This window comes from Flavobacterium aquidurense, from assembly GCF_002217195.1.
Lineage (GTDB): Bacteria > Bacteroidota > Bacteroidia > Flavobacteriales > Flavobacteriaceae > Flavobacterium > Flavobacterium frigidimaris.
Genome location: NZ_MUGR01000025.1, coordinates 42,386 through 65,390, shown reverse-complemented (window position 1 = coordinate 65,390; position 23,005 = coordinate 42,386). Strand labels below are relative to the sequence as shown.

18 protein-coding genes and 1 pseudogene are annotated in these 23,005 nt (G+C 34.7%); 13 read left to right on the top strand and 6 right to left on the bottom strand.

Going from position 1 to position 23,005, the window contains the following annotated elements; translation table 11 throughout:
• Window positions 1-35: 35 nt before the first annotated feature.
• Window positions 36-1,097 carry a pectate lyase family protein gene (locus B0A67_RS13715; RefSeq protein ID WP_084074618.1) on the bottom strand — a complete coding sequence of 354 codons (1,062 nt, stop codon included), beginning with the start codon at window positions 1,095-1,097 and terminating at the stop codon, window positions 36-38.
• Between the two features lie 223 nt (window positions 1,098-1,320).
• On the opposite strand from B0A67_RS13715, the gene B0A67_RS13710 reads away from it, so the two are divergent.
• Both B0A67_RS13710 and B0A67_RS13705 read left to right on the top strand, forming a co-directional pair.
• Entirely contained in the window at window positions 1,321-2,319 is a 999-nt protein-coding gene (locus tag B0A67_RS13710) for a DUF2157 domain-containing protein (RefSeq protein WP_072963997.1), read from the top strand.
• The gene (locus B0A67_RS13705; protein ID WP_072963999.1) at window positions 2,316-3,491 is read left to right on the top strand and encodes a hypothetical protein; all 1,176 of its coding nucleotides are present in this window, start codon (window positions 2,316-2,318) and stop codon (window positions 3,489-3,491) included. The genes B0A67_RS13710 and B0A67_RS13705 overlap by 4 nt, the downstream gene beginning before the upstream one ends.
• A gap of 89 nt (window positions 3,492-3,580) precedes the next feature.
• Here the strand turns inward: B0A67_RS13705 and ytxJ are convergent, their stop codons facing one another.
• Complete coding sequence (gene ytxJ / locus B0A67_RS13700; RefSeq protein WP_072964001.1) at window positions 3,581-3,970, bottom strand: bacillithiol system redox-active protein YtxJ; 390 nt, start codon at window positions 3,968-3,970, stop codon at window positions 3,581-3,583.
• Window positions 3,971-4,178: 208 nt separating this feature from the next.
• On the opposite strand from ytxJ, the gene clpB reads away from it, so the two are divergent.
• The 5 genes from clpB to B0A67_RS13675 all read left to right on the top strand — a co-directional run bounded on the left by clpB (window position 4,179) and on the right by B0A67_RS13675 (window position 10,597).
• Window positions 4,179-6,788, top strand: a complete 2,610-nt coding sequence (clpB, locus tag B0A67_RS13695; RefSeq protein ID WP_072964003.1) for an ATP-dependent chaperone ClpB — start codon at window positions 4,179-4,181, stop codon at window positions 6,786-6,788.
• Between the two features lie 431 nt (window positions 6,789-7,219).
• A complete protein-coding gene (locus B0A67_RS13690; protein WP_072964005.1) occupies window positions 7,220-8,092 on the top strand; it encodes a DUF808 domain-containing protein in 873 nt (290 codons plus the stop codon).
• 337 nt (window positions 8,093-8,429) lie between these two features.
• Window positions 8,430-8,846: a hypothetical protein gene (locus B0A67_RS13685; protein WP_072964006.1), complete on the top strand. Its 417-nt coding sequence runs from the start codon at window positions 8,430-8,432 to the stop codon at window positions 8,844-8,846.
• Window positions 8,847-9,156: 310 nt separating this feature from the next.
• The gene (locus B0A67_RS13680; protein ID WP_072964008.1) at window positions 9,157-9,630 is read left to right on the top strand and encodes a DUF6169 family protein; all 474 of its coding nucleotides are present in this window, start codon (window positions 9,157-9,159) and stop codon (window positions 9,628-9,630) included.
• A gap of 79 nt (window positions 9,631-9,709) precedes the next feature.
• On the top strand, window positions 9,710-10,597 hold the full coding sequence (locus B0A67_RS13675; protein WP_056251458.1) for a carbon-nitrogen hydrolase: 888 nt from the start codon (window positions 9,710-9,712) through the stop codon (window positions 10,595-10,597).
• Between the two features lie 123 nt (window positions 10,598-10,720).
• On the opposite strand, the gene B0A67_RS13670 is transcribed toward B0A67_RS13675, so the two are convergent.
• The gene (locus B0A67_RS13670; protein ID WP_072964010.1) at window positions 10,721-11,989 is read right to left on the bottom strand and encodes an OmpA family protein; all 1,269 of its coding nucleotides are present in this window, start codon (window positions 11,987-11,989) and stop codon (window positions 10,721-10,723) included.
• Window positions 11,990-12,211: 222 nt separating this feature from the next.
• Window positions 12,212-13,693: pseudogene (locus B0A67_RS25420) on the bottom strand (choice-of-anchor I family protein).
• Between the two features lie 228 nt (window positions 13,694-13,921).
• Here B0A67_RS25420 and B0A67_RS13660 point away from each other — a divergent pair.
• Complete coding sequence (locus B0A67_RS13660; protein WP_072964012.1) at window positions 13,922-14,962, top strand: agmatine deiminase family protein; 1,041 nt, start codon at window positions 13,922-13,924, stop codon at window positions 14,960-14,962.
• Between the two features lie 361 nt (window positions 14,963-15,323).
• Here B0A67_RS13660 and fahA read toward each other — a convergent pair whose 3' ends face one another.
• The gene (gene fahA, locus B0A67_RS13655; RefSeq protein ID WP_072964014.1) at window positions 15,324-16,607 is read right to left on the bottom strand and encodes a fumarylacetoacetase; all 1,284 of its coding nucleotides are present in this window, start codon (window positions 16,605-16,607) and stop codon (window positions 15,324-15,326) included.
• Between the two features lie 108 nt (window positions 16,608-16,715).
• On the opposite strand from fahA, the gene glyA reads away from it, so the two are divergent.
• The 4 genes from glyA to B0A67_RS13635 all read left to right on the top strand — a co-directional run bounded on the left by glyA (window position 16,716) and on the right by B0A67_RS13635 (window position 20,581).
• A complete protein-coding gene (gene glyA, locus B0A67_RS13650; protein WP_072964016.1) occupies window positions 16,716-17,990 on the top strand; it encodes a serine hydroxymethyltransferase in 1,275 nt (424 codons plus the stop codon).
• Between the two features lie 131 nt (window positions 17,991-18,121).
• Window positions 18,122-18,715, top strand: a complete 594-nt coding sequence (gene miaE / locus B0A67_RS13645; protein ID WP_055097892.1) for a tRNA-(ms[2]io[6]A)-hydroxylase — start codon at window positions 18,122-18,124, stop codon at window positions 18,713-18,715.
• A gap of 305 nt (window positions 18,716-19,020) precedes the next feature.
• Window positions 19,021-20,061, top strand: a complete 1,041-nt coding sequence (locus tag B0A67_RS13640) for a GMP reductase (protein WP_072964019.1) — start codon at window positions 19,021-19,023, stop codon at window positions 20,059-20,061.
• 22 nt (window positions 20,062-20,083) lie between these two features.
• Entirely contained in the window at window positions 20,084-20,581 is a 498-nt protein-coding gene (locus B0A67_RS13635; RefSeq protein ID WP_084074619.1) for a GNAT family N-acetyltransferase, read from the top strand.
• Between the two features lie 56 nt (window positions 20,582-20,637).
• Here B0A67_RS13635 and B0A67_RS13630 read toward each other — a convergent pair whose 3' ends face one another.
• Window positions 20,638-21,216, bottom strand: coding sequence for a pentapeptide repeat-containing protein (locus B0A67_RS13630; protein WP_072964021.1), 579 nt, complete (start codon window positions 21,214-21,216; stop codon window positions 20,638-20,640).
• Between the two features lie 330 nt (window positions 21,217-21,546).
• Here B0A67_RS13630 and aspA point away from each other — a divergent pair, with 330 nt between their 5' ends.
• Window positions 21,547-22,956, top strand: coding sequence for an aspartate ammonia-lyase (gene aspA, locus B0A67_RS13625; protein WP_072964023.1), 1,410 nt, complete (start codon window positions 21,547-21,549; stop codon window positions 22,954-22,956).
• The last annotated feature ends 49 nt before the right edge of the window (window positions 22,957-23,005 follow it).

The following is a 23,005-nucleotide window of genomic DNA, read 5'->3' as shown; positions in this document are numbered from 1 at the left end:
ACAAATCGGTTTTTTTATGCAAAGAAAAGAGTTAATTAGCTTTTGTTGCTGCAGCTACTGGATATAATTCCGGTAGCACTAACCTGAAGTGTTGCTCCTGCGCCACAAGATGTATTCGCTACATATTCTTCGACTTTTCCAAGCGGAATAGTGGTGTAGTTATAATCCGGTTTTTTTACAGGCGTACCAAAATCCATTGGACCTTTACGGCAATGATCAAACACGATTCCAACTGTTCCGCCGTCTGTACTGATGTATTCTTTAAAAACCTTATCTACTTTTGCAAAATCAGTTCCTTCAACATAACAAGTTGCATTTTTTGCTCCTCCGCCCAAACCAATAGCCAAAGAACCTGATTCTGATGTATTATAATAGCAATTCAGGATATGTATTTCTGCATTTCTGGCGCGCGGCATTCTTTGTTTGCAGCCATTTGCCCAATAACAATTTTTAAAAGTGATACTATAATGTCCATCAGCAGGAAAATCATTTTTGCCGGAACCAATTAAATTGCTAAAACTATGATCGTCAGCTCCGCCTGATCCACCTGATTTGGGTGCTTTTAGATAAGTAAATTTGCACCATGATATGGTTACATTATCTGTTTTTCCTTTATTATCGAAATTTCCATCCTGACCATCCTGAAATTCGCAATGATCAACCCAAAGATTGGTACAGTCTGCCGTCAAATTATCCTGACCATCAATGTCGTAAGAACCAGGGCCAACAAAAACAAGATTTCTGATGATAACATTATCAGAACCGGACTTTAAATACAAAATTCCGGCTCCGGGATTCGATTGATTTTCATTGATCAATTTTGCTCCGGGCAGTCCAATTATAGATTTATTCGAAACTACTTGCTGGATTGGCTGACCGCTTGGTATTATGATTGTTCCTGATACTAAAATCACTTCAGGCGCAGGTGACTTTATTTTTGCTGCTAAATCGTTGTAAGATGTTACCGTAACAGGAGATGCATTTCCGCCTCCGGTAGTTGCTGCTCCAAAACCTTCAGGAGATGGCATATAATAATTTTGTGCAAAAAGATTAGATATGCTCAGTACCAGAAAGAGCAAAAAGATGTTTTTTTTCATTTTGATTAGTCAATTTTGTGGTTTTTTGTTGAGATAGTTTAAATGTAATCGATTACACGAATTTAGTTTAATAATGTTTATAAACAATTTTTTTTCAAAAATATTATAATGACAGCTGATTAAAGAAAAATCAAAAAATAGTTTAGTAAGTTTATTTTTACTGTTAAGGTTCTATTACAACAAAAAAAGACTATTTTTGATTGGTACGTTTATAGATATAAATATGAATAAATTTGATGATCAGGCTACTAAAGCACTGCTGGAAAGAAATCTGATAACCGGCAATCAATATGAGGAAATAACCTCTTATCGCAATTTGAATATTTTCTCGCTAAATGCAGAGTTGAAGTTATTTCTTTATTTGTCTGTTTTATTATTTACTTCCGGAATTGGAGTTTTAATTTATAATAATATTGACAGTATTGGTCATATTGCGATCCTTTCGTTGTTATTAATTGTGATTGTGGTTAGTTTTTATTTCTGTTTTAAAAAATCAAAAGGATTTCAAAAACAGGAAACTACATTTGAACATCCCGTTTTAGAATATCTGGTGCTGGCGGCTAATATTCTAACATGTGTTTTTATAGGATATTTGCAATTTCAATATGAAGCTTTTGGAACCCATTACGGATTGGCTACTCTAATTCCAACCGTCGTCAGTTTCTTTTGCGCTTATTATTTCGATAATAAAAGCGTACTAACGATCGCAATTACTGGTTTAGCAGCCTATATCGGACTTTCGGTGACACCACAGGATTTGTTGCATAACGTTAGTTTTTATTACGATCGAAGTCTAAGTTATTCAGCAGTTATGCTAGGGGTTTTGTTGATCTTGTGGACGATTTACAGTTCACGAATTCAGTTAAAAACACATTTTAAGATTATCTATCTCACATTTGCTCTGCATATAATAAGTATTGCAGCAATAAGTAATCTAATCAATAATTATTACGGTATCTGGGTCGTTTTCGCCTTTATTCTGACTGCTTCTACTTTTTATTTTTATAAAGTAAGTTACGAAACTAAAGCAATTTCATTGTATGTTTTTATGATTGTATACGCTTATATTGGTCTGAATATATTCTTGTTCAGGCTTTGTGATACTCTTGATTTCTCCTCTATATGGGAATTATTTATTTTAATTCTTCCTGTATATTTTATAGGTTCAATAGTACTGTTTATAAAATTGATTAAAACCTTCAATAAAGAAATTGCAGCATGATAGTATACGATAAAAATTTATTAAACAATTTGGCTTTAGTTGAAGAAGCTAATGCTTTAGAAGCAGCAGGATTTATCAGTAAGGAGCAAAAAGTACTCATTAAAAAAGAATTGCCGGCCTTTAAAAGGCAAAGTAATATTTTAGTACGATTAGGATTCTTTCTGCTGGGAGCATTTTTGTATTTGTCGATATGTGGTGTAATTGCATTAATAGGATTGACAGGTTCTAATTCTGAAAGTACTTTTTTTAGTATTTGCTGCTATCTTTTTGCAATTATTGGTTTTGCCGGTGCAGAATTTCTCGGACATCAAAAATATTACGAACATGGTTTAGATGATGCTTTTATTTTAGGAGCATTATTAAACACAGGATTTGCTATCGCTATAACAACAGAAGGTTATGAACTGAATATTGCAGTTTTTGTGGCGATGGCTTCTTTCTTAATGTACAGAAGGTATTTGCATTTGCTGTCTTTATTGGTTTTTTGTATAGCAGCTTCTGCAGTTGTGTTTTACGGAATGTTTGAGTTTGGTTCCATCGGAGAAATGCTGATACCATTTGCTGCCATGTTATTGTCGGCGCTATTTTACTTTTTTACGAAAAGAATAATAAATAATCTAAAAGAAAATTATTACTATAAAGGTCTTTTATTTGCCAATAGCTACTGTTTGGTATTATTTTATCTTTCCTGTAATTATTTGGTAGTAAGAGAGCTTTCAGTTGAATTATTAGGAAGCGAAATACTTCCTGGAAATGACATCCCGTTTGCTTATTTCTTTTATGCTTTTACGTTCATAGTACCCGTTTTGTATTTAGTTCAGGCACTAAAAACAAAGGACAGAATCATGCTTTGGGCTAGTTTTTTGGCTATTGGTTTTTCAATTTATACCGTCCGATACTATCATTCGGTTTTGCCAATAGAAGTAGCACTGACCCTGGGCGGATTAGTGTTATTTGCAATAGCTTACTTTTCGATTAGAAAACTAAAAGATAATGAAACGGGATTGACCTTTAAACCGGACCGAATTAATAATTCGAATGCTATTTTAAATGCCGAAGCTTTAATTGTGGCCTCAGCATTTGGTATGAAACCAGAAGCCAAAGTGCCGGATTCTCCAATGAATTATGGCGGCGGAGGATTTAGTGGCGGAGGTTCAGAAGGAACTTTTTAGCAAATTGTTAATAGTAAAAAATAAAAATGTGAGAGGAAAACTTATTTAGTTTGCATCTCACATTTTACATAAATCTATGTGCCAGACCGCTAGATTTTCTCTTTTAAGGCGCCAGCATCAATATCACTATGAGAAACATCATAAACGGCCTTTCCATTTCTGATTAAGATCAGTTGTGGAGATTCGTGATATACATTAAATGTACTTGCAATTTCGTTTGAAATATCTCTATGGGCGATCAAATCCAGAAAATAAGCATCAACAGTATCATTTAAATCAAATTCACGTTCAAATTGTTTCAAAGCCATTCGGCTAATGCTGCATCTTGTACTGTGTTTGAAAATGATAACCGGTTTTTCGTTCGAGATAGCTGCAATTTCCATTAATTGTGCTACATCTGTTAATTCGGTCCAGTTTACATTGCTTTTTGAAGAGTCTGTATTCTCTGAATTTCCGAAGATTGAATTTAAAAAACTCATATTTTGACGTGTTTAATGACTTTTTGACGTTAAAAAGGAGTTAAATAGCAACTTTTAATGTCATTTTGTCTGTTTTTTTAGTATGGAATATAATTTGAATGTTCTGAAGCAAAGTTATATCATTTAAAGTTAAAAATTTAACCTGATAAATCGTAATTTTAATGGTATCAAATAGTATAACTGATAATCAACCATAAATCGTATACATATGAACATAAATAAATTTACAACCAAGTCGCAGGAAGCCATTCAGCTATCGCAGCAACTGGCGCAACGCAACGGACAGCAGCAAATAGAAAACGAACATATTTTTAAAGCTATTTTTGAAGTAGATGAAAATGTTGCTCCTTTTATTTTGAAAAAGCTAAATGTGAATGTTCCGTTGTTTTTACAAATATTAGACAGTACAATTCAAAGCTTTCCAAAAGTTTCCGGAGGAGATATTCTTCTTTCCAGAGACGCTAATAAAGCATTGAATGAAGCGGAGATTATTGCAGAAAAAATGAACGATGAATATGTTTCTATCGAACATTTAATTTTGGCAATTTTCGATTCAAAAAGCAAAGTTTCTCAGATTCTGAAAGATCAGGGAGTTACAGGAAAAGGTCTTAAAGCTACAATTGAAGAACTTCGAAAAGGAGAACGGGTAACATCGGCTTCTGCAGAAGAAAATTATAATTCATTAAATAAATACGCTAAAAACCTAAACGAATTAGCACGTACAGGAAAATTAGATCCTGTTATCGGACGAGATGAAGAAATTAGACGTGTTTTGCAAATCTTAACACGACGAACTAAGAATAACCCAATGTTAATTGGTGAACCCGGAGTAGGTAAAACTGCAATTGCCGAAGGTTTGGCGCGAAGAATCGTGAATGGCGACGTGCCGGAAAACCTAAAGGATAAAATTGTGTTTTCGCTTGATATGGGGGCATTGATTGCGGGGGCAAAGTTTAAAGGAGAATTCGAAGAACGATTAAAATCGGTTGTAAAAGAGGTTACAGCTGCTGAAGGTGATATCGTTTTATTTATAGATGAGATTCACACACTTGTTGGTGCAGGTGGAGGTGAAGGCGCCATGGATGCTGCCAATATCCTGAAACCGGCATTGGCCCGTGGAGAATTAAGAGCGATTGGAGCTACAACGCTGGATGAATACCAAAAGTATTTTGAAAAAGATAAAGCGCTTGAACGCCGTTTCCAAAAAATTATAATTGATGAGCCGGATACTGAAAGTGCAATTTCAATTTTACGCGGAATCAAGGAAAAGTATGAGACACATCATAAAGTGCAGATAAAAGACGAAGCAATCATTGCAGCTGTCGAGCTTTCGCAACGTTATATTACCAATCGTTTTCTACCGGATAAAGCGATTGACTTAATGGATGAAGCTGCTTCCAAATTGCGTATGGAAATCAATTCAAAACCTGAAGAATTAGATGTTTTGGACAGAAAGATAATGCAGTTAGAAATTGAGATTGAAGCCATAAAACGTGAGAAAGAAGAAAGTAAGCTCAAAGTTTTAGGAATGGAGCTCGCGAATCTGAAAGAAGAGCGAAATGAAATCTACGCCAAATGGAAATCTGAAAAAGATGTAGTAGACGGAATCCAGGCCGTAAAATTAGAGCTTGAAAACTTTAAGAATGAAGCTGATCGTGCAGAACGTGATGGTGATTACGGAAAAGTTGCCGAAATTCGTTATGGAAAAATAAAAGAAGCGCAGGAACGTCTTGAAGTTTTGCAAAAACAAATACACGAATACCAATCCGGGCATTCTTTGATTAAAGAAGAAGTTACCAGAGAAGATATTGCCGAAGTTGTTGCAAAATGGACAGGTATTCCGGTAATGAAAATGCTGCAAACAGAAAGAGAAAAACTATTGCATCTGGAAGATGAATTGCACAGACGTGTGGTAGGACAGGAAGAAGCAATTGAAGCGGTGAGTGATGCCGTTCGAAGAAGCCGTGCAGGTTTGCAGGACATGAAAAAACCAGTTGGAACATTCTTATTTTTAGGAACAACCGGAGTTGGTAAAACCGAGCTGGCAAAAGCATTGGCTGAATATCTTTTTGATGATGAAAATGCGATGACCCGTATTGACATGAGTGAGTACCAGGAACGTCACAGTGTGAGTCGTCTGGTAGGTGCGCCTCCAGGATATGTAGGTTATGATGAAGGAGGTCAGCTGACGGAAGCCGTACGTAGAAAACCGTATTCTGTAATCTTGTTAGACGAGATCGAAAAAGCGCATCCGGATACTTTCAATATTTTATTGCAAGTGTTAGATGAAGGTCGTCTGACGGACAATAAAGGTCGTCTGGCTGATTTTAAAAATACAATTATCATCATGACATCCAATATGGGAAGTCAGATTATTCAGGAGAAATTCGAGAACTTAAAAGGAGGTATCGAAGCGGCAACAGAAGCTGCAAAAGCAGAAGTTTTAGGATTGCTGAAACAAACAGTTCGTCCGGAATTTATAAACCGTATCGACGAAATCGTAATGTTTACGCCATTAACAGTTGAGAATATCTCTAAAATTGTTAGTTTACAGCTTAAGAGTGTTACAAAAATGCTGGCCCTACAAGGCATTGCCATGGATGCAACACCAGAAGCGATCAAATATTTATCAGACAAAGGTTATGATCCTCAATTTGGGGCAAGACCTGTAAAACGTGTGGTACAAAGAGAAGTACTGAATCAATTGTCGAAAGAAATTTTGGCAGGAAAGATCACTACAGACAGTATCATTTTGTTAGATGCCTTTGATGGGCAATTGGTTTTCAGAAACCAGACCCACAATCCTGTTAAAGAATAATTTTGGTTTTAGTATTTAAGAAAACACCAGTGGAAACGCTGGTGTTTTTTTTGTTTATAGCTATAATGAACCCGTAAATAATGAAACTTTTTTTTAAAGTAATATAAATACAGTCAAAGATTAAAATAGGAACTTTACTTTCGTAAATTTATATTAAATAATTGATTAACAGTTTAAAAAGAAAAGCTATGAATAATATTTTTAGAGGATTACTGGCAGGTTACGGAGCTAAAAAATTGGGTGGAGGTTGTTTTGGAACCATCTTCGTTTTTATAATTATCTGGGTGCTTTTGGGACAATGCAGCTAATTTTTAGATAAAAAAGTAAACAAAAAAGTCTTAGATTAGCGCAGATAAATAATTAAACTCGTAAAATAAGTCGGATACTCAAAGCCAGCTAATTACGTAGTTTTTAAAACCAAATAAAGTATAATGGCATCAGGTTTTTTCGTACTATTAGATGATATAGCAGCAATTATGGATGATGTTGCAGTAATGAGTAAAATTGCAGCAAAAAAAACAGCCGGGATTCTGGGCGATGATTTGGCTGTAAATGCTGAAAAAGCTTCAGGATTTGCTTCATCAAGAGAACTTCCGGTATTGTGGGCAATCAGTAAAGGTTCGCTTCTTAATAAAGTGATCATTCTGCCAATAGCTTTTTTGCTAAGTGCTTTTTTTCCAGTTGCGATCATTGTCATTTTAGTACTTGGCGGATTGTTTCTAGCTTACGAAGGAGCTGAAAAAATATACGAATTTATATTTCCACACAAACACGAAGAGTCAGAGGGAATAACTTCACAAACTTTTACAGAAGCAGAAATTCTTGAAGCCGAAAAGGGAAAAGTGAAATCAGCTATCCTAACCGACTTTATTTTGTCTGTTGAGATCGTAATTATTGCATTAGGAACTGTGATCGAACAGCCACTTTTGCAGCAAATTATTGTGGTGTCAATAATCGCAGTGATCGCGACCGTTGGTGTTTATGGTATTGTAGCCCTTATTGTCAGAATGGATGAAGCGGGACTTAAATTAATTCAGATTAGTAAAAAAGAAAATAGTATTTTAAAAATTATCGGAAATATATTAGTACAGGCACTTCCAAAAGTTATCAAAGGATTAACAGTAATTGGTACGATTGCTTTAATATTAGTAGCAGGAGGAATATTTGTTCATAATATCGATTTTTTCCACCATTTAGTGCCTAATTTACCTTCAATTATAAAAGAATTTACAATCGGACTTATTTTAGGATTTATAGTTTTAGGAATTGTAAATCTTTTTAAAAAGATATTTGCAAAGAAATAAAATAGAAAAATTACTATACATATTTGAAAACTCTGGTCGAAAGGCCGGAGTTTTTTTTTGGAGCATATTAGTCGTTTTCAAAAGACCTTTTGTCCTGCTTTCATTGTACCTTTTTATTAGCAAAAAGCAGATAAAAAGGATGCCGTTTCTATCGGGGCTATGCCGAAAATTATAATTTTTATAGGAAATAACTGTTGTTGTGTGAAATTTATTTTCAGAATAATCTTTTGATCTACAGTTGTTTAATGTTTTTGTTGAATTATTTAACATTTTTATCAAGCAACCAAAGCAACCCATCTGCATCTTCATAGTAATTAACAATTAATTATTATTTTATATGAAAAATTTTAGATTTAAAACAGCTTTAGTAGTATTATTTTTATCAACTGCATTAATTTCTTGCAGCAATGACGATGATAAACCAAGTGTTCCTGATACTACAACAAAAGTGGCGCTGGTAACAGAAGTTAAAGGACCCGAAACAGGAAAAATAAACGAAGAACTAAGTTATGATGTAACATTTATTGTAGATAACGCTTGTGGAGAATTCAGTAAAATCAGTGAAGTAACAATTGGTGATGCAAAAGGATTACAGGTAGAAGCAAAATATCCAACAACAGGAGTTTGTACACAACAAGTTCCGGATCCTAAGAAAACAGTTTACAAATTTAAATCAGCTGTAAAAGGAACTTTTGAAATCAAATTCAAAAAGTCTGATAAAGAATTCATAACTACAAAAGTGGTTATTGAATAATTAGGTTTTAGGTTAATAAATTAGGGTAGAAGCCATTTTGCAAATTTTAATATTTGTAGAATGGTTTTCTTTTTTGATGTAAAAATGTAAGAATATTGATTTGTAATGTTTTGTAATTTGATTGAAAACAAGTAGATGTAATTATTTTTTCTTACATTTGTTTCATAATTCAAAAACAGCCATGGAAAAGACAATAATCATAAAGCCAAATTCTAAAACACTTGCTGTTTTACGAAAGTTGGTCGATTTAAAAGAAGAGCATCGTAAAGAGGTGGTATTAAGATTAAAGAAAAAATAAAGTTTATTCTTAATGTATCAATATATTTTAGAAGAGGGTCGTGACCCTCTTTTTTATTTTAAAACAAAATACGGTTTAAAGTATTTTGTCAGTTTTAGAAGAATGAATTTTGACGGTGATTTTTTTGAAAATCTTTATTCTGTTGATTTTGGAGAAACTAATAATCAAAAATTTTTCAGGGATCCGAATGTAGAGCTTACAATTACTGCTATTATAAATGACTATTTGCTTAAAAATCCTCATCTGATATTGCATTATGTTTGTGATAATGTCGACTTCAAACAAGATTTCAGAAAGGAGCTATTTGATAAATGGTATAGGAAAACTCAAAAAGACGTATTTTCGAAAGTTAATTTTCAATATGTAATTCCAGGAGAAAGTGTGAATTATCATTTGGGATTTATTTTTAAAAATGAGTATTATGAATTTCAAGAGGTAGTAGAGAAAGTAAATTTACATTTAGAAGAATTTACGAATCTGAAATAATTTTCATTTAAAATTTTATAAATCAGATTTTCTGAAATCCCTCTAAAAATTACTATTTTTGCACTCTAAATTTTATGTCATGCCGAAAAGAAAATATAAAATCGCCGTTATACAATTAAATCTTAACGACGTTGCCGAAAATAATCTTAAAAAATGTATCAGCTGGGTAAAAGACGCTGCCAATAAAGGTGCTGAAGTTATTTTACTGCCGGAATTATATAGCAGTCATTATTTTTGCCAAAGTGAGGATGTAGATAATTTTGCTTTAGCAGAGCCACTTTACAGCACTTCATTTATTGCTTTTAGCGAATTGGCAAAAGAATTAGGAGTGGTAATAATTGTTCCTTTCTTCGAGAAAAGAATGGCTGGAATTTACCATAATAGTGCCTACATCATTGATACTGATGGTACAGAAGCTGGATTATACCGTAAAATGCATATTCCGGACGATCCTCATTTCTACGAAAAATTCTATTTTACCCCTGGAGATTTAGGATTTCAGGCAATTGAAACTAAAAAAGGAAAAATTGGAACGCTTATTTGTTGGGACCAATGGTATCCGGAAGCAGCCCGTATTACAGCTTTAAAAGGTGCTGAGGTGTTGTTTTATCCAACAGCTATAGGATGGCATCCAAAAGAGAAAGAACAATACGGAGAAAACCAATACGGTGCCTGGATGAACGTAATGAAAGGCCATGCTGTGGCAAATGGCGTTTTTGTTGCCGCTGCGAACAGAATTGGTTTAGAAAAATATATTGAAGGAACTGAAGGAATTCAGTTTTGGGGAGCTTCCTTTATTGCAGGACCTCAGGGCGAAATTTTAGCGCAGGCATCTCACGATCAGGAAGAAATTCTAATTGCTGAGGTTGATTTGGATCTTCAGGAAAATGTACGTCAGAACTGGCCGTTTTTCAGAGACAGAAGAATCGATGCTTTCGGAGATATTACCAAAAGAGCAATTGACTAATTCAGTTAATTTATAAATGCAAAAAAGGACGAAATATAATTTCGTCCTTTTTTATGGAGTGAAGTAAAAAAAAATCCGCTTCAAAATAGTTTGAAGCGGATCTTTTATTATTTATTAAAGAGATTATTTCACCTGAAAAGTAACTCTTCTTACGATTTGACGCGCTTCTTTAGATTTTTTGTTCACAGAAGTGTCTTCACCGTTAGCAATTACATTCAGTCTTGAAGAATCAATACCAGCATTTTCAGCTACTTTTTTCACAGCTTCAGCTCTTTTTCTTGATAATTCAGTGTTGTAATTAGAATTTCCAATTTCGTCAGCATATCCTATGATGTCTGCAGATTTACCTGGATTGTTTTTAAGGTATTTCACTAAGAAATCAACACCTGATAACGAAGCATTTGTTGGTTTAGAAGAGTTAAAGTCGAAATATACATTTACATAACCACCATTGATTAATTCTTCAACAGTATTGTTTGTTGTTGTACTTTCGCTTCCTTTTTTAACATAAGTTTTGTCTAAGTAGCTTTCTAATTCATCCGGAACACCATTTTGATTGTTGTCAATAGATTGTCCTTTTGTATTTACAGCAACTCCTGAAACAGTATTAGGCTCTAAGTCGTATAAGTCAGCAACCCCGTCTTTATCTGTATCAATAAGATTAGTTTCAATTGTAGTAACTCTGTTTTCTAATTGGTTTAATCTTTCATTTTCTTCTGAATACCAGTCAGCATGTTTAGTATTTTTACCTAGGTAAAAAGTCAAACCAACAGAAGCATTTAATAATACACCATCTAATGAACCTGTAGTTGTAGTACCTTGTCCGTCAAAGTTATGGTTTTGTCTACCGTTAACAATACCGGTAAGATCCCCAGTAATAGCAATTCTGTTGCTTACTCTGATTTGTCCTGTTAAACCTGCAATTCCATGAGCCATGTAGTCTTTTCCGTCAAAGCCTTTATCAGAGCTTAATTGAGAAACACCAAAACCACCATGCGCTAATAAACCGAAAGTATTCGTCCAGGTTTCAAAGTTTAAAGCTCTACCAAGGTTAACAACCCCTTGTAAACTCGCTCTGTAGTACTTACTGTCAAATTGAGGAGTGTCATCACGTTCCTGAAATTGATCGTATCCAACATCTAATTTCAAACCAAATTTAGGATTAAACATATATCTTACACCTAAATCTGCGTGAAACAGGTTAAGAGATTCTGTAGAGTAACCAGAAGTTATTGCTCTAAGAGGTTTGTTTACTCCACCATTCAATTCAACAGACCATTTATTATATTCAGGTTTGTCAATTGATGGCTGAGTCGAGGTCGTTGCCATATTTTGCGCACCTGCGGCGAATGTTAGTAGTAAAAGCGAGACTGAAGCTAATTTCTTTTTCATGATATCCAATTTTTTATTTAATTGTTATTATTTAAGAGTTTTTCGTTTTAAACTCATTGACAAAATTATAGTACGAGTTTTAATTTGTGTTCTATTTGGTCTTACATAATTCCCACCTTTTGGGTTTTATTTATGTAAATACGTTAAAACAATCAAAATATTTGACCAAAAAAAGGGGCTAAATATATATTTAGCCCCTTTTGGAATTTGTAAATGTGAAAGTTATTTTAAATCTGGTTGGTATATTTTTATAGTGCCATCTCCTTCACTACTAACGACTAACAAACTTCTTTTAGTCGGAGCTTTAGCAGCCGGGATGAATAAAATCCCTTCCGGGGCATCGCCGGTTTTTACAGTTTGCAAATATTGTGGCGAATTTGGATTTGTTACATCATAAGTCATAAAAGCATCCGATCTTTCTAGGCCAACAAACAGAATATTCTGACTTCCCATCTTAATTGCGACCACAGCTTCAGGTTCTGAGCCTTTGTCATCGCTGCGTTTGTCATCATAAGTACCAAGATCATTCGTCTTTTTATCCACATCATTTTTACTGTCGTAAACAATTTTTCCTGTGTTTCCGTTCCAGATAGAGAAAGAACGTGCTCCAAAAGCGACCAATTCATCAAGGTCTCCGTCGCCATCAGTATCGCCCATATCAGTAATAAGATTTAATCTTCCCAGATTGGTTTCCAGTTTTAAAGTGGCGGCATCAGGAAAAACAGTTGGATCAAGTTTCATGTCTTTCATTCTTTTTATATCTGAATAAGCGTTATATTCTCTCGCATCACCTTCATTTGCTGTAACAAAATAAGGAACATTATTGGCAGAGAAGTGGCTAATACCGTCAGGCATATACATACCTTTTACTTTTCACGGATTAAAAGCTATTTTATCATCTTTATCACTAACATCAATAGCATTTTCAGCAGTATTGAAATTTTTAAATCCTAGAGGATAAATGGCAGTAATGGTTTTAGACGTCAAATCTACTTTGGCAACACCATTATTTTCCTGTAGTGTAACCCAGGCCGTTTTAGAATCATCAGAAATCGTTACATATTCCGGCTCAATATCCTGAGCAAAACTTTTAGCGAACTTTGATATCCTGAATCCCTCTTTTTGTAAAGCAGCTGACTGGCTGGCAAAAGAAGCAAAATCTAAAGTTGTAACCGCATAATTATTAGTAACCTCTATAATAGAGATTGTGCCGTTTGGATCTTGAGAATAATCAGTATTAGGTTCACCTTCATTAGCAGTCATAATATATTTTCCGTCAGACGAAAAAGTAACCATATCCGGCAATGCACCTACAGTGATTTGTTTGATGACACTATAATCGGTAGTATTAAAAACAACTACTTTTCCGTTTCCTTGTTTATTTACTGTCGATTCTAAGGCAACCGCCAGTTTTCCGTCAAATACAGCAACACTATTCGATGCGCCTTCATAAGGAGTCAAGTCGATTTTACCAATTTTTACCGGTTTTGTCGGATCAGTTAAATCAATTACATCAATTTGGTTTGTTCCGCTATTATTTACTGCAAAAAGCTTTTTTGTTTTTTCGTCGTAAGCTGTGATTTCCGCAGCGCCTTCGCCACCAATAGTAATAGAACCTATTTCTTTAAAAGTTCCCGGGTTTTCATTGATAACAACTTCAGGTTCTCCGTTGTTTGAATTTTCATCATTATTACAACTTACCATAATAGATAAAGCGGCTAATAGTGAAATACTTAGTTTTTTCATTTTTTGTGATTTTAGTTTTGCCAAATGTAATTAGCAGATCGCAAGCGTATATTAAGGCTTCATTATTTAATCTTTAACTTAAATTTTATCAGATTATTTATATAAATCGCATATGATTTTGATGGAACTATTTTATAATCCTTCTGAATGATTATCTTTGTGCACTTTCAAATTTAGAACCTCTTTATGTCAACAAATAATAGAAGATTTCCAGCAGAATGGGAAAAACAACAAGGAATAGTATTGTGTTTTCCGCATAATGGTAACGACTGGCCCGGAAAATACGAGGCTGTTCAATGGGCGTTTGTAGAATTTATTAAAAAAGTAGCCACTTTTGAAACAGTTTTTTTAGTTGTAGCTGATGAAAAATTAAAAGAAAAAGTAGCCGAAATGTTAGAAAGAGCTCGTGTAAATATTGCGAATGTATCTTTTATCATTCATAAAACAAACAGAAGCTGGATGCGTGATTCCGGGCCCATTATTGTAAAAAACGGTTCAAAGAGAGAAGCTTTGAATTTTAATTTTAACGGTTGGGCAAAATATAAAAACTATCAGCTGGACAAATTTGTTCCGTCTAAAATTGCTGATTTTATTGATGTTCCCTTAACACAAGTAGTGTATAAAGGAAAACCGGTAATTGTAGAAGGCGGTGCGATCGATGTAAACGGAAGAGGAACTTTATTGACTTCTGAAGAATGTTTAATGCATCCATCCATTCAGGTTCGTAATAAAAATTTCACCAAAGAAGATTACGAAGCTGTCTTTAAAGAATATCTTGGAGTTACCAATGTAATCTGGCTTGGAGACGGAATAGAAGGTGATGATACTCACGGACACATCGACGATTTATGCCGATTCGTAAATGAAGATACGATTGTAACGATTGTTGAAACAGATAAAAATGATGCCAATTACAAACCGTTGCAGGATAATCTGAAACGTTTGCAAAATGCAAAACTGGAAGACGGAAAATCGCCAACTATTGTCGTATTGCCAATGCCAAAACGTGTCGATTTCGAAGATCTGAGATTACCGGCAAGTTATGCTAATTTCTTAATCCTGAATAATTGTGTTTTGGTTCCTACTTTTAATGATAGTAATGATCGTGTAGCTTTGAATATTTTGTCAGAATGTTTCCCTGATCGTGAAGTAATCGGAATAAGTTGTATCGATTTTATCTGGGGATTTGGAACATTACATTGTTTAAGCCAGCAGATTCCGGCTTAATTAATTGCCACGAAGGCACAAAGACACTAACTTTTTTTGTTTTGCGTATAATTTAATCGCGCAATCCCGATAGCTATTAGGAGCAGAGGCGCAAATTTTTAAAATTTATTTAATAGCCTCCAGTTTTAACAAGAGGAAAATAAAGTCAATCTACAAGGCTTTAGCCAAATATAAATTTGGCTAAAGCCTTTTTTTCTACTCTTAAATTATTCCCAGCTAAAAAAAAGTTAATCTAATAAGACTTTGCGCCTCTGCGACTTTGCGCGATTAAAAAATACATTGTAAAAAACGGCATAAAAAAAACCTTGGCGAGAACCAAGGTTTTGTATTTTTATATCTCTTCAGATAATGTATCTGCTCTTCATGGTCTGATAAAAGGAGGTAATAACTGGCTTGCCACTTCTCCAAAACCAAGACGTACTTCGGCATTTTCGCAGAAACCTCTTATGATTACGGTATCATTATCTTCGATAAATTTACGTTCGCTGCCATCTTTTAATTTCAAAGGATTTTGTCCACCCCAAGTCAATTCTAACATAGAACCAAAACTATCAGGAGTTGGTCCTGAAATAGTTCCTGAACCCATCATATCGCCAGAATTTACACGACATCCGTTAGAAGTATGATGTGCTAATTGCTGTGCCATTGACCAGTATAAATATTTGAAATTTGATTGAGAAACTATTGTTTCTTCTTGATTTTCAGGTTGTATTGAAACTTCTAAATGAATGTCGAAAGCTTTTTTTCCTTTTGTTTGTAAGTAAGGAAGCGGCGACGGATCTTGTTTTGGACCTTTCGTTCTAAAAGGTTCAAGAGCATCCATAGTTACAATCCACGGAGAAATTGATGTAGCGAAGTTTTTGGCTAAGAATGGTCCAAGAGGCACGTATTCCCATTTCTGGATATCACGGGCACTCCAGTCATTCAATAAAACCATTCCGAAAATATAATCTTCGGCTTCGTATGTTGGGATATTTTCTCCCATTATATTGACATCCGTCGTAATAAAAGCTGTTTCTAATTCAAAATCTACCAAACGGGAAGGTCCAAAAACCGGATATTTCTCGCCAGCGGGTAAAGTTTGTCCCATTGGTCTGTGAACGGGAATTCCGGACGGAACAATAGTAGAACTTCTTCCGTGGTACCCAACCGGAATGTGTAACCAGTTTGGCAATAAAGCATTTTCAGGATCGCGGAACATTTTTCCTACGTTCGTAGCGTGCTCTTTACTTGAGTAAAAGTCAGTATAATCGCCTATTAACACAGGCAATTGCATCTCGACATCGTCAATTTTAAAAATAACAATATCTCGATCTTTTGTTGAGTCTCTTAGTTGTGGATTGGTTTCGTCGAAAATGTCTGCAATGCGATTTCGAACTAAACGCCATGTCTTTTTTCCATCAGAAATAAAATCATTAAGCGTATCCTGCATGAACATATCATCTGTTAAATCTATTCCTGAGAAATAGTTTAATTGTTGTAAAGCCCCTAAATCTATAGCGTAATCGCCAATTCGTGTTCCTACTGTAACGACATTTTCTTTGGTAAGAAATACACCGAAAGGAATATTTTGAATAGGGAAGTCGCTATTTTCTGGCACTTCTAACCATGATTTTCTTTTGGTATCGTTAGCGGTTATTGGCATGTGAATGTTAATTATTTGTTGAAAAATTCTATGTCAAATATATCATAATCTAGCAGTTTGACAAACGTTTTTTTGTATTTTTGCAGGAAATTAACGAAAAACGAAAAAATGCAACGCGACGAACAAATTTTTGACCTTATACTAGAGGAACAAGACAGACAAATTCACGGATTAGAACTTATCGCTTCAGAGAATTTTGTAAGTGATGAGGTAATGGAAGCAGCTGGTTCTGTTTTAACTAACAAATATGCTGAGGGATATCCTGGCAAAAGATACTACGGCGGTTGCGAAGTGGTTGATGTTATTGAACAAATTGCAATAGACAGAGCCAAAGAATTATTTGGAGCTGAATATGCAAACGTACAGCCACACTCAGGGTCTCAGGCAAATACTGCAGTTTACCACGCATGTTTAAATCCTGGTGATACTATTTTAGGTTTCGACTTATCTCATGGTGGTCACTTGACTCACGGTTCTCCTGTAAACTTTTCAGGTCGTTTATACCGTCCGGTTTTTTACGGTGTAGATGCTGAAACTGGTCGTTTAGATTATGATAAAATTCAGGAAATTGCAACTAAAGAACAGCCAAAATTAATTATCGCCGGAGCATCTGCTTATTCTCGTGATATGGATTTTGAGCGTTTCAGAGTAATTGCTGACAGTGTAGGAGCAATCTTGTTTGCTGATATTTCTCACCCTGCTGGTCTTATTGCAAAAGGATTAATGAACGATCCAATTCCTCATTGTCATATTGTTTCTACAACAACTCACAAAACGTTACGTGGACCACGTGGAGGTTTGATCTTAATGGGTAAAGATTTTGAAAACCCACAAGGATTAAAAACTCCAAAAGGAGAAATCAGAATGATGTCATCTCTATTAGATCTTGCTGTTTTCCCTGGAAATCAAGGTGGACCTTTAATGCATATTATCGCTGCTAAAGCGGTTGCTTTTGGTGAAGCCCTTAAAGATGAGTTCTTTACTTATGCTATGCAATTGCAAAAAAATGCAAATGCTATGGCAGATGCTTTCGTAAAAAGAGGATACAAAATTATTTCTGGCGGAACAGATAATCACATGATGCTTATTGACTTAAGAAATAAAAATATTTCTGGTAAAGAAGCTGAAAATGCATTAGTAAAAGCAGAAATCACTGTAAACAAAAATATGGTTCCATTTGATGATAAATCACCATTTGTAACTTCAGGAATACGTGTTGGAACAGCTGCAATCACAACTCGTGGTTTAGTTGAAGAAGATATGGAAACTATCGTAGCTTTAATCGATAAAGTATTAGCTGATCACACAAATGAAGCAGTTATCGAAGAAGTAGCTAACGAAGTAAACGAAATGATGAGCGAAAGACCGATTTTCGTATATTAAAAATTAGTCATAAAGTCTTAAAGTCGAAGGTCGAAAGTCTTGAAATGGAATGTGAATTTCTATTTTAGTTTTGATCTTCGACTTTTTTTGACTTTACAACTTTATGACTTTCTAACTTTAAGACTTATAAAATGGGTGTACTAAGATTACAATTGCCAACAGATCCCAGATGGGTAAATATCGTCGAAAAGAATATCGAAGAAATCCTGACAGATCACGCTTGGTGCGAGCAAAAAGCAGCAACAAATGCGATAACTATTATTACCAATAACTCAGAGCATCAGGATTTGGTCAAAGATTTATTGGCTCTGGCCAAAGAAGAAATCGATCATTTTGAGCAGGTTCATAATATTATCATCAAAAGAGGATTAAAATTAGGGCGTGAACGCAAAGACGATTATGTAAACGAATTGTATTTATATATGAAGAAAAGCGGCGACGGAAGCAGAGTTTCAGGTCTGGTAGAACGATTGCTATTCTCAGCAATGATTGAAGCCAGAAGCTGCGAGCGTTTTAAAGTTTTGTCTGAAAATATTCAGGACGAAGAATTAGCCGTTTTCTACAGAGAATTAATGGAAAGCGAAGCCGGACATTACACCACCTTCATTACATACGCCAGAAAATATGGAGTAGGAATCGACGTCGAAAAACGTTGGAGAGAATGGCTGGCCTACGAAGAATCAATTATTACCAACTACGGAAAAGGAGAAACGATTCATGGATAGGGAAATTTTGTTTCAAGTTTAAAAAAGTTTCAAGTTTCAGGTTACCGTTTGTCACGTTGAGCCATCTCGATAGTTATCGGGAGAAACGCGTTCCAATTAGAAGCTTTGCGGATCTCCGCGCATTTTCTGTGAATCTCTGTGAAATAAAAAAAGTAAAGGAAATAAAAAAATCCGTTTGAATCAGCGTTTTCGTTTTAGCGAATCCGTGTCATCCGTGGGCCAATCAGGCGCAAAGTTTTAATAATCTAAAATATGCAATCAACAATCTAAAATTGTATATTTGAGAGTAACGAAAATCTAAAGCCATGAGAATAGAAACGGATCTGAAATTAGGGTTTAAAGACGTGATGATAAGACCTAAGAGATCTACATTAAAAAGCAGGTCAGAAGTCTCATTAGAGCAAAATTTTAAATTTTTGCATTCTACCACAAACTGGACAGGAGTTCCGATTATGGCAGCCAATATGGATACGGTTGGGACTTTTGAAATGGCTGAGGTTTTGGCGAAAGAAAAGCTTTTTACAGCAATTCATAAACATTATTCAATAGAGGAATGGAATGACTTCCTCAAAAATGTTACGCCGGATTTTTATGATTATATTGCCATTAGTACCGGAACAGGAAAAGAAGATTTTGCGAAAATTGGTCAAATTATTACCGCCAATCCTTTACTTAAATTTATTTGTATTGATGTTGCCAACGGATATTCAGAACATTTTGTGCAGTTTTTAAAACAAACCAGAGAGCAATATCCGGACAAGGTTATTATTGCCGGAAATGTGGTTACCGGCGAAATGGTCGAAGAACTATTATTGGCTGGAGCCGATATCGTAAAAGTCGGAATTGGTCCGGGCTCTGTTTGTACCACACGTGTAAAAACAGGCGTTGGTTATCCGCAGCTCTCGGCAATCATCGAATGTGCAGATGCTGCGCATGGATTAGGCGGACATATTATAAGCGATGGCGGTTGTAAAACTCCGGGTGATGTTGCTAAAGCTTTTGGAGCAGGATCAGATTTTGTAATGCTCGGCGGAATGCTCGCAGGACATGCTGAAAGCGGAGGTGAATTGATCGAAATTAACGGAGAAAAGTTCAAACAATTCTACGGAATGAGTTCCACAACTGCAATGGAAAAACACGTTGGCGGCGTTGCAGAATACAGAGCGAGCGAAGGCAAAACGGTTCAGGTTCCTTTTAGAGGAAATGTTATCGATACTGTATTGGATATTCTGGGCGGTTTACGCAGCACTTGTACTTATGTAGGTGCTTCGCGATTAAAAGAATTGACTAAACGAACGACTTTCATCCGCGTAAGCGAACAGGAAAACCAAATTTTTACTAAATAATAAAAAGTATTTTAAGATATATATGATTACGATTACAGCAGCAGCTACAAACGATATTAAGCAAATTCAGAATATAGTAAATATTACATGGCCCATTACTTATGGTGAAATTCTGTCAAAAGAACAGCTGGATTATATGTTGGGGCTTTTTTATTCTACTGAAGCCCTGGCTGATCAATACGATAAAAAAGTACAATTGTTTTATATGATTGATGAAGATGAAACTAATATTGGGTTTATCGGAATTGAACATCATTATAATGGAGAAGCCATAACTAAAATTCATAAAATTTATCTTTTGCCGGAAACCCAGGGAAAAGGAATTGGTAAAAAAGTGATTGATGAAATTGGAAAATTAGCTTTAGAAAATAACTCAAAATCATTATTATTAAACGTAAACCGATTCAATACTGCTTTAGGTTTCTATAAAAAAATAGGTTTCGAAATAAAAGAAGAAGTTGATATTGAAATCGGAAATGGTTATCTGATGGAAGATTATGTGATGGAGAAACAATTGTAATATTGAAAAAAAAGATAGTAATAAAGAGCCAGTTTTATACTGGTTTTTTTATTCTCTTAACTCACAATCACATCATGCTTAAACAGTAAACCTTTTACTTCTTTCAAAGCAAAAACAGCCTTCTTCAGTTTAGTTTTAGATGGATCAATCGTATAATTGTAACTTGTTTTAAAATCCGCTTTGTTAGCGATTGCTTTGTCAAATTCTGAGCGGTATAAGTCACAATTATCAAAAAGAACACTTGTAAGGTCTGTAGCCATAAAATCAACGGCAATTAAACTACAATTGTTAAACGTTGTACCTTTAATCTTTAAGGTATAAAACTTAGAAAAATCCAGAATACAATCATAAAAATGAACTTCAAAAATGAGTTTGTCACACATGGCAAAATTCACTTCCTTGATTTCACAGCGATTAAAAGTAGCCGTTCTAAAAGCTACGTAGTTTATCTTGGCTTCGTTAAAGATACAATCATTAAAAACGCAATCGATAAAAGTAACTGCTAAGAAAGTACAGGCAGAGAAATTACAATTATTGAAGACGCAACATTCAAAATCCTTGAAATTCGCACTATCTCTGTCATAAATAATGGCATTGTATTCTTTATCAAGGAAATATTCAGACTCTTTTTTCAAGGTAATTTTTGATGATTATTTGAGGCTGAAAAGATAATAATTACCTTGGATTAATACTGTACGAAATCGCATTAATTTTGCATTGTGAAAATTTTGTTTTCCGTGCCAAAACGAACATATTTCTTGTGTCATCCTATAAATTAAGACGTTTTTTTAAGGCCTGTTTTTTATGAATATGATATTTTTAAGGCCTTAAAATGTCAAGTGTTTAATTTTAAGGCTTTATTTTTAGAAAAACTTATTAATATTTAATTTAAAATGTTTTATTATAATAGTATTTTGCTGTAGCTTTACACTGATTTTTAAGTTAAAACGTAACACTTATATTATATGGGATCAACAAGAAAAGAACATGATTTTTTAGGGGAATTAGATATTCCTAATCATTTATATTATGGTATCCAAACTTTCAGAGCTGTAGAGAATTTCAATATTACAGGAATTCCAATTTCAAAAGAGCCTTTATTTATAAAAGCTTTGGGATATGTAAAAAAAGCAGCGGCTTTAGCAAACAAAGATTGCGGAGCACTTGACCCTAAAATTGCCGAAGCAATCTGTTACGGAAGTGATCAGGTTATTGCCGGTAAATTTGATCAGGAATTTGTAAGCGATTTGATTCAGGGAGGAGCAGGAACATCCGTTAATATGAACGCCAATGAAGTGATTGCTAATATTGGTTTAGAATATCTGGGACATAAAAAAGGAGATTATAACTTCTTGCACCCGAATAATCATGTTAACTGTTCTCAATCTACAAACGATGCTTATCCATCAGCTTTTAGAATTGCACTTTACCTTAAAATGGAAAGTTTTATTAAAACACTGGAAGGTTTAGAAGTTGCATTTGCTGCTAAAGGAGAAGAATTTAAAAGTGTTTTGAAAATGGGAAGAACGCAATTGCAAGATGCGGTTCCTATGACTTTAGGGCAAGAATTCAGATCTTACGCAACAACTATAGGCGAGGATGTAAGAAGGTTAAAAGAAGCGCAAAGCCTGGTGTTAGAAATCAACATGGGAGCAACAGCAATTGGGACAAGAGTAAACGCACCGGAAGGATATCCTGAAATTTGTGTGAACTATTTAGCAAAAGAAGTTGGGATTCCTTTAACGCTTTCGCCGGATTTAATTGAAGCTACTGTTGATACCGGAGCTTACGTTCAGATTATGGGGACATTGAAAAGAACTGCTGTAAAAATTTCTAAAATCTGTAACGATTTAAGGTTATTGAGTTCAGGACCAAGAACTGGTTTCAACGAAATCAATTTGCCGGCACGTCAGCCAGGATCTTCTATTATGCCGGGAAAAGTAAATCCTGTAATTCCGGAAGTCGTAAACCAGACTTGTTTTTATGTTATTGGTCAGGATTTAACAGTTACTATGGCTGCTGAAGCGGGACAATTGCAATTGAATGTAATGGAGCCTGTAATTGCTTTTGCCATGTTTACCTCATTAGATTATCTTTCTAATGCAATTCAGACTTTAATTGATAAATGTATCATCGGAATCACAGCTAATGTAGATCATTGCTATAATATGGTGATGAACAGTATTGGTATTGTAACGCAATTAAACCCTATTTTAGGTTACGAAATAAGTGCCAGTATTGCCGGTGAAGCCTTAAAAATGAATAAAAGCGTTCACGAAATTGTTGTGGTGGAAAGAAAATTAATCACTCAGGAAAAATGGGATGAAATTTATTCTTTAGACAACTTAATAAATCCTAAGTTTATCACGAAATAATTTTTTTTGAAATATATTCTAAAAGCCGTCAGTTTTACTGGCGGCTTTT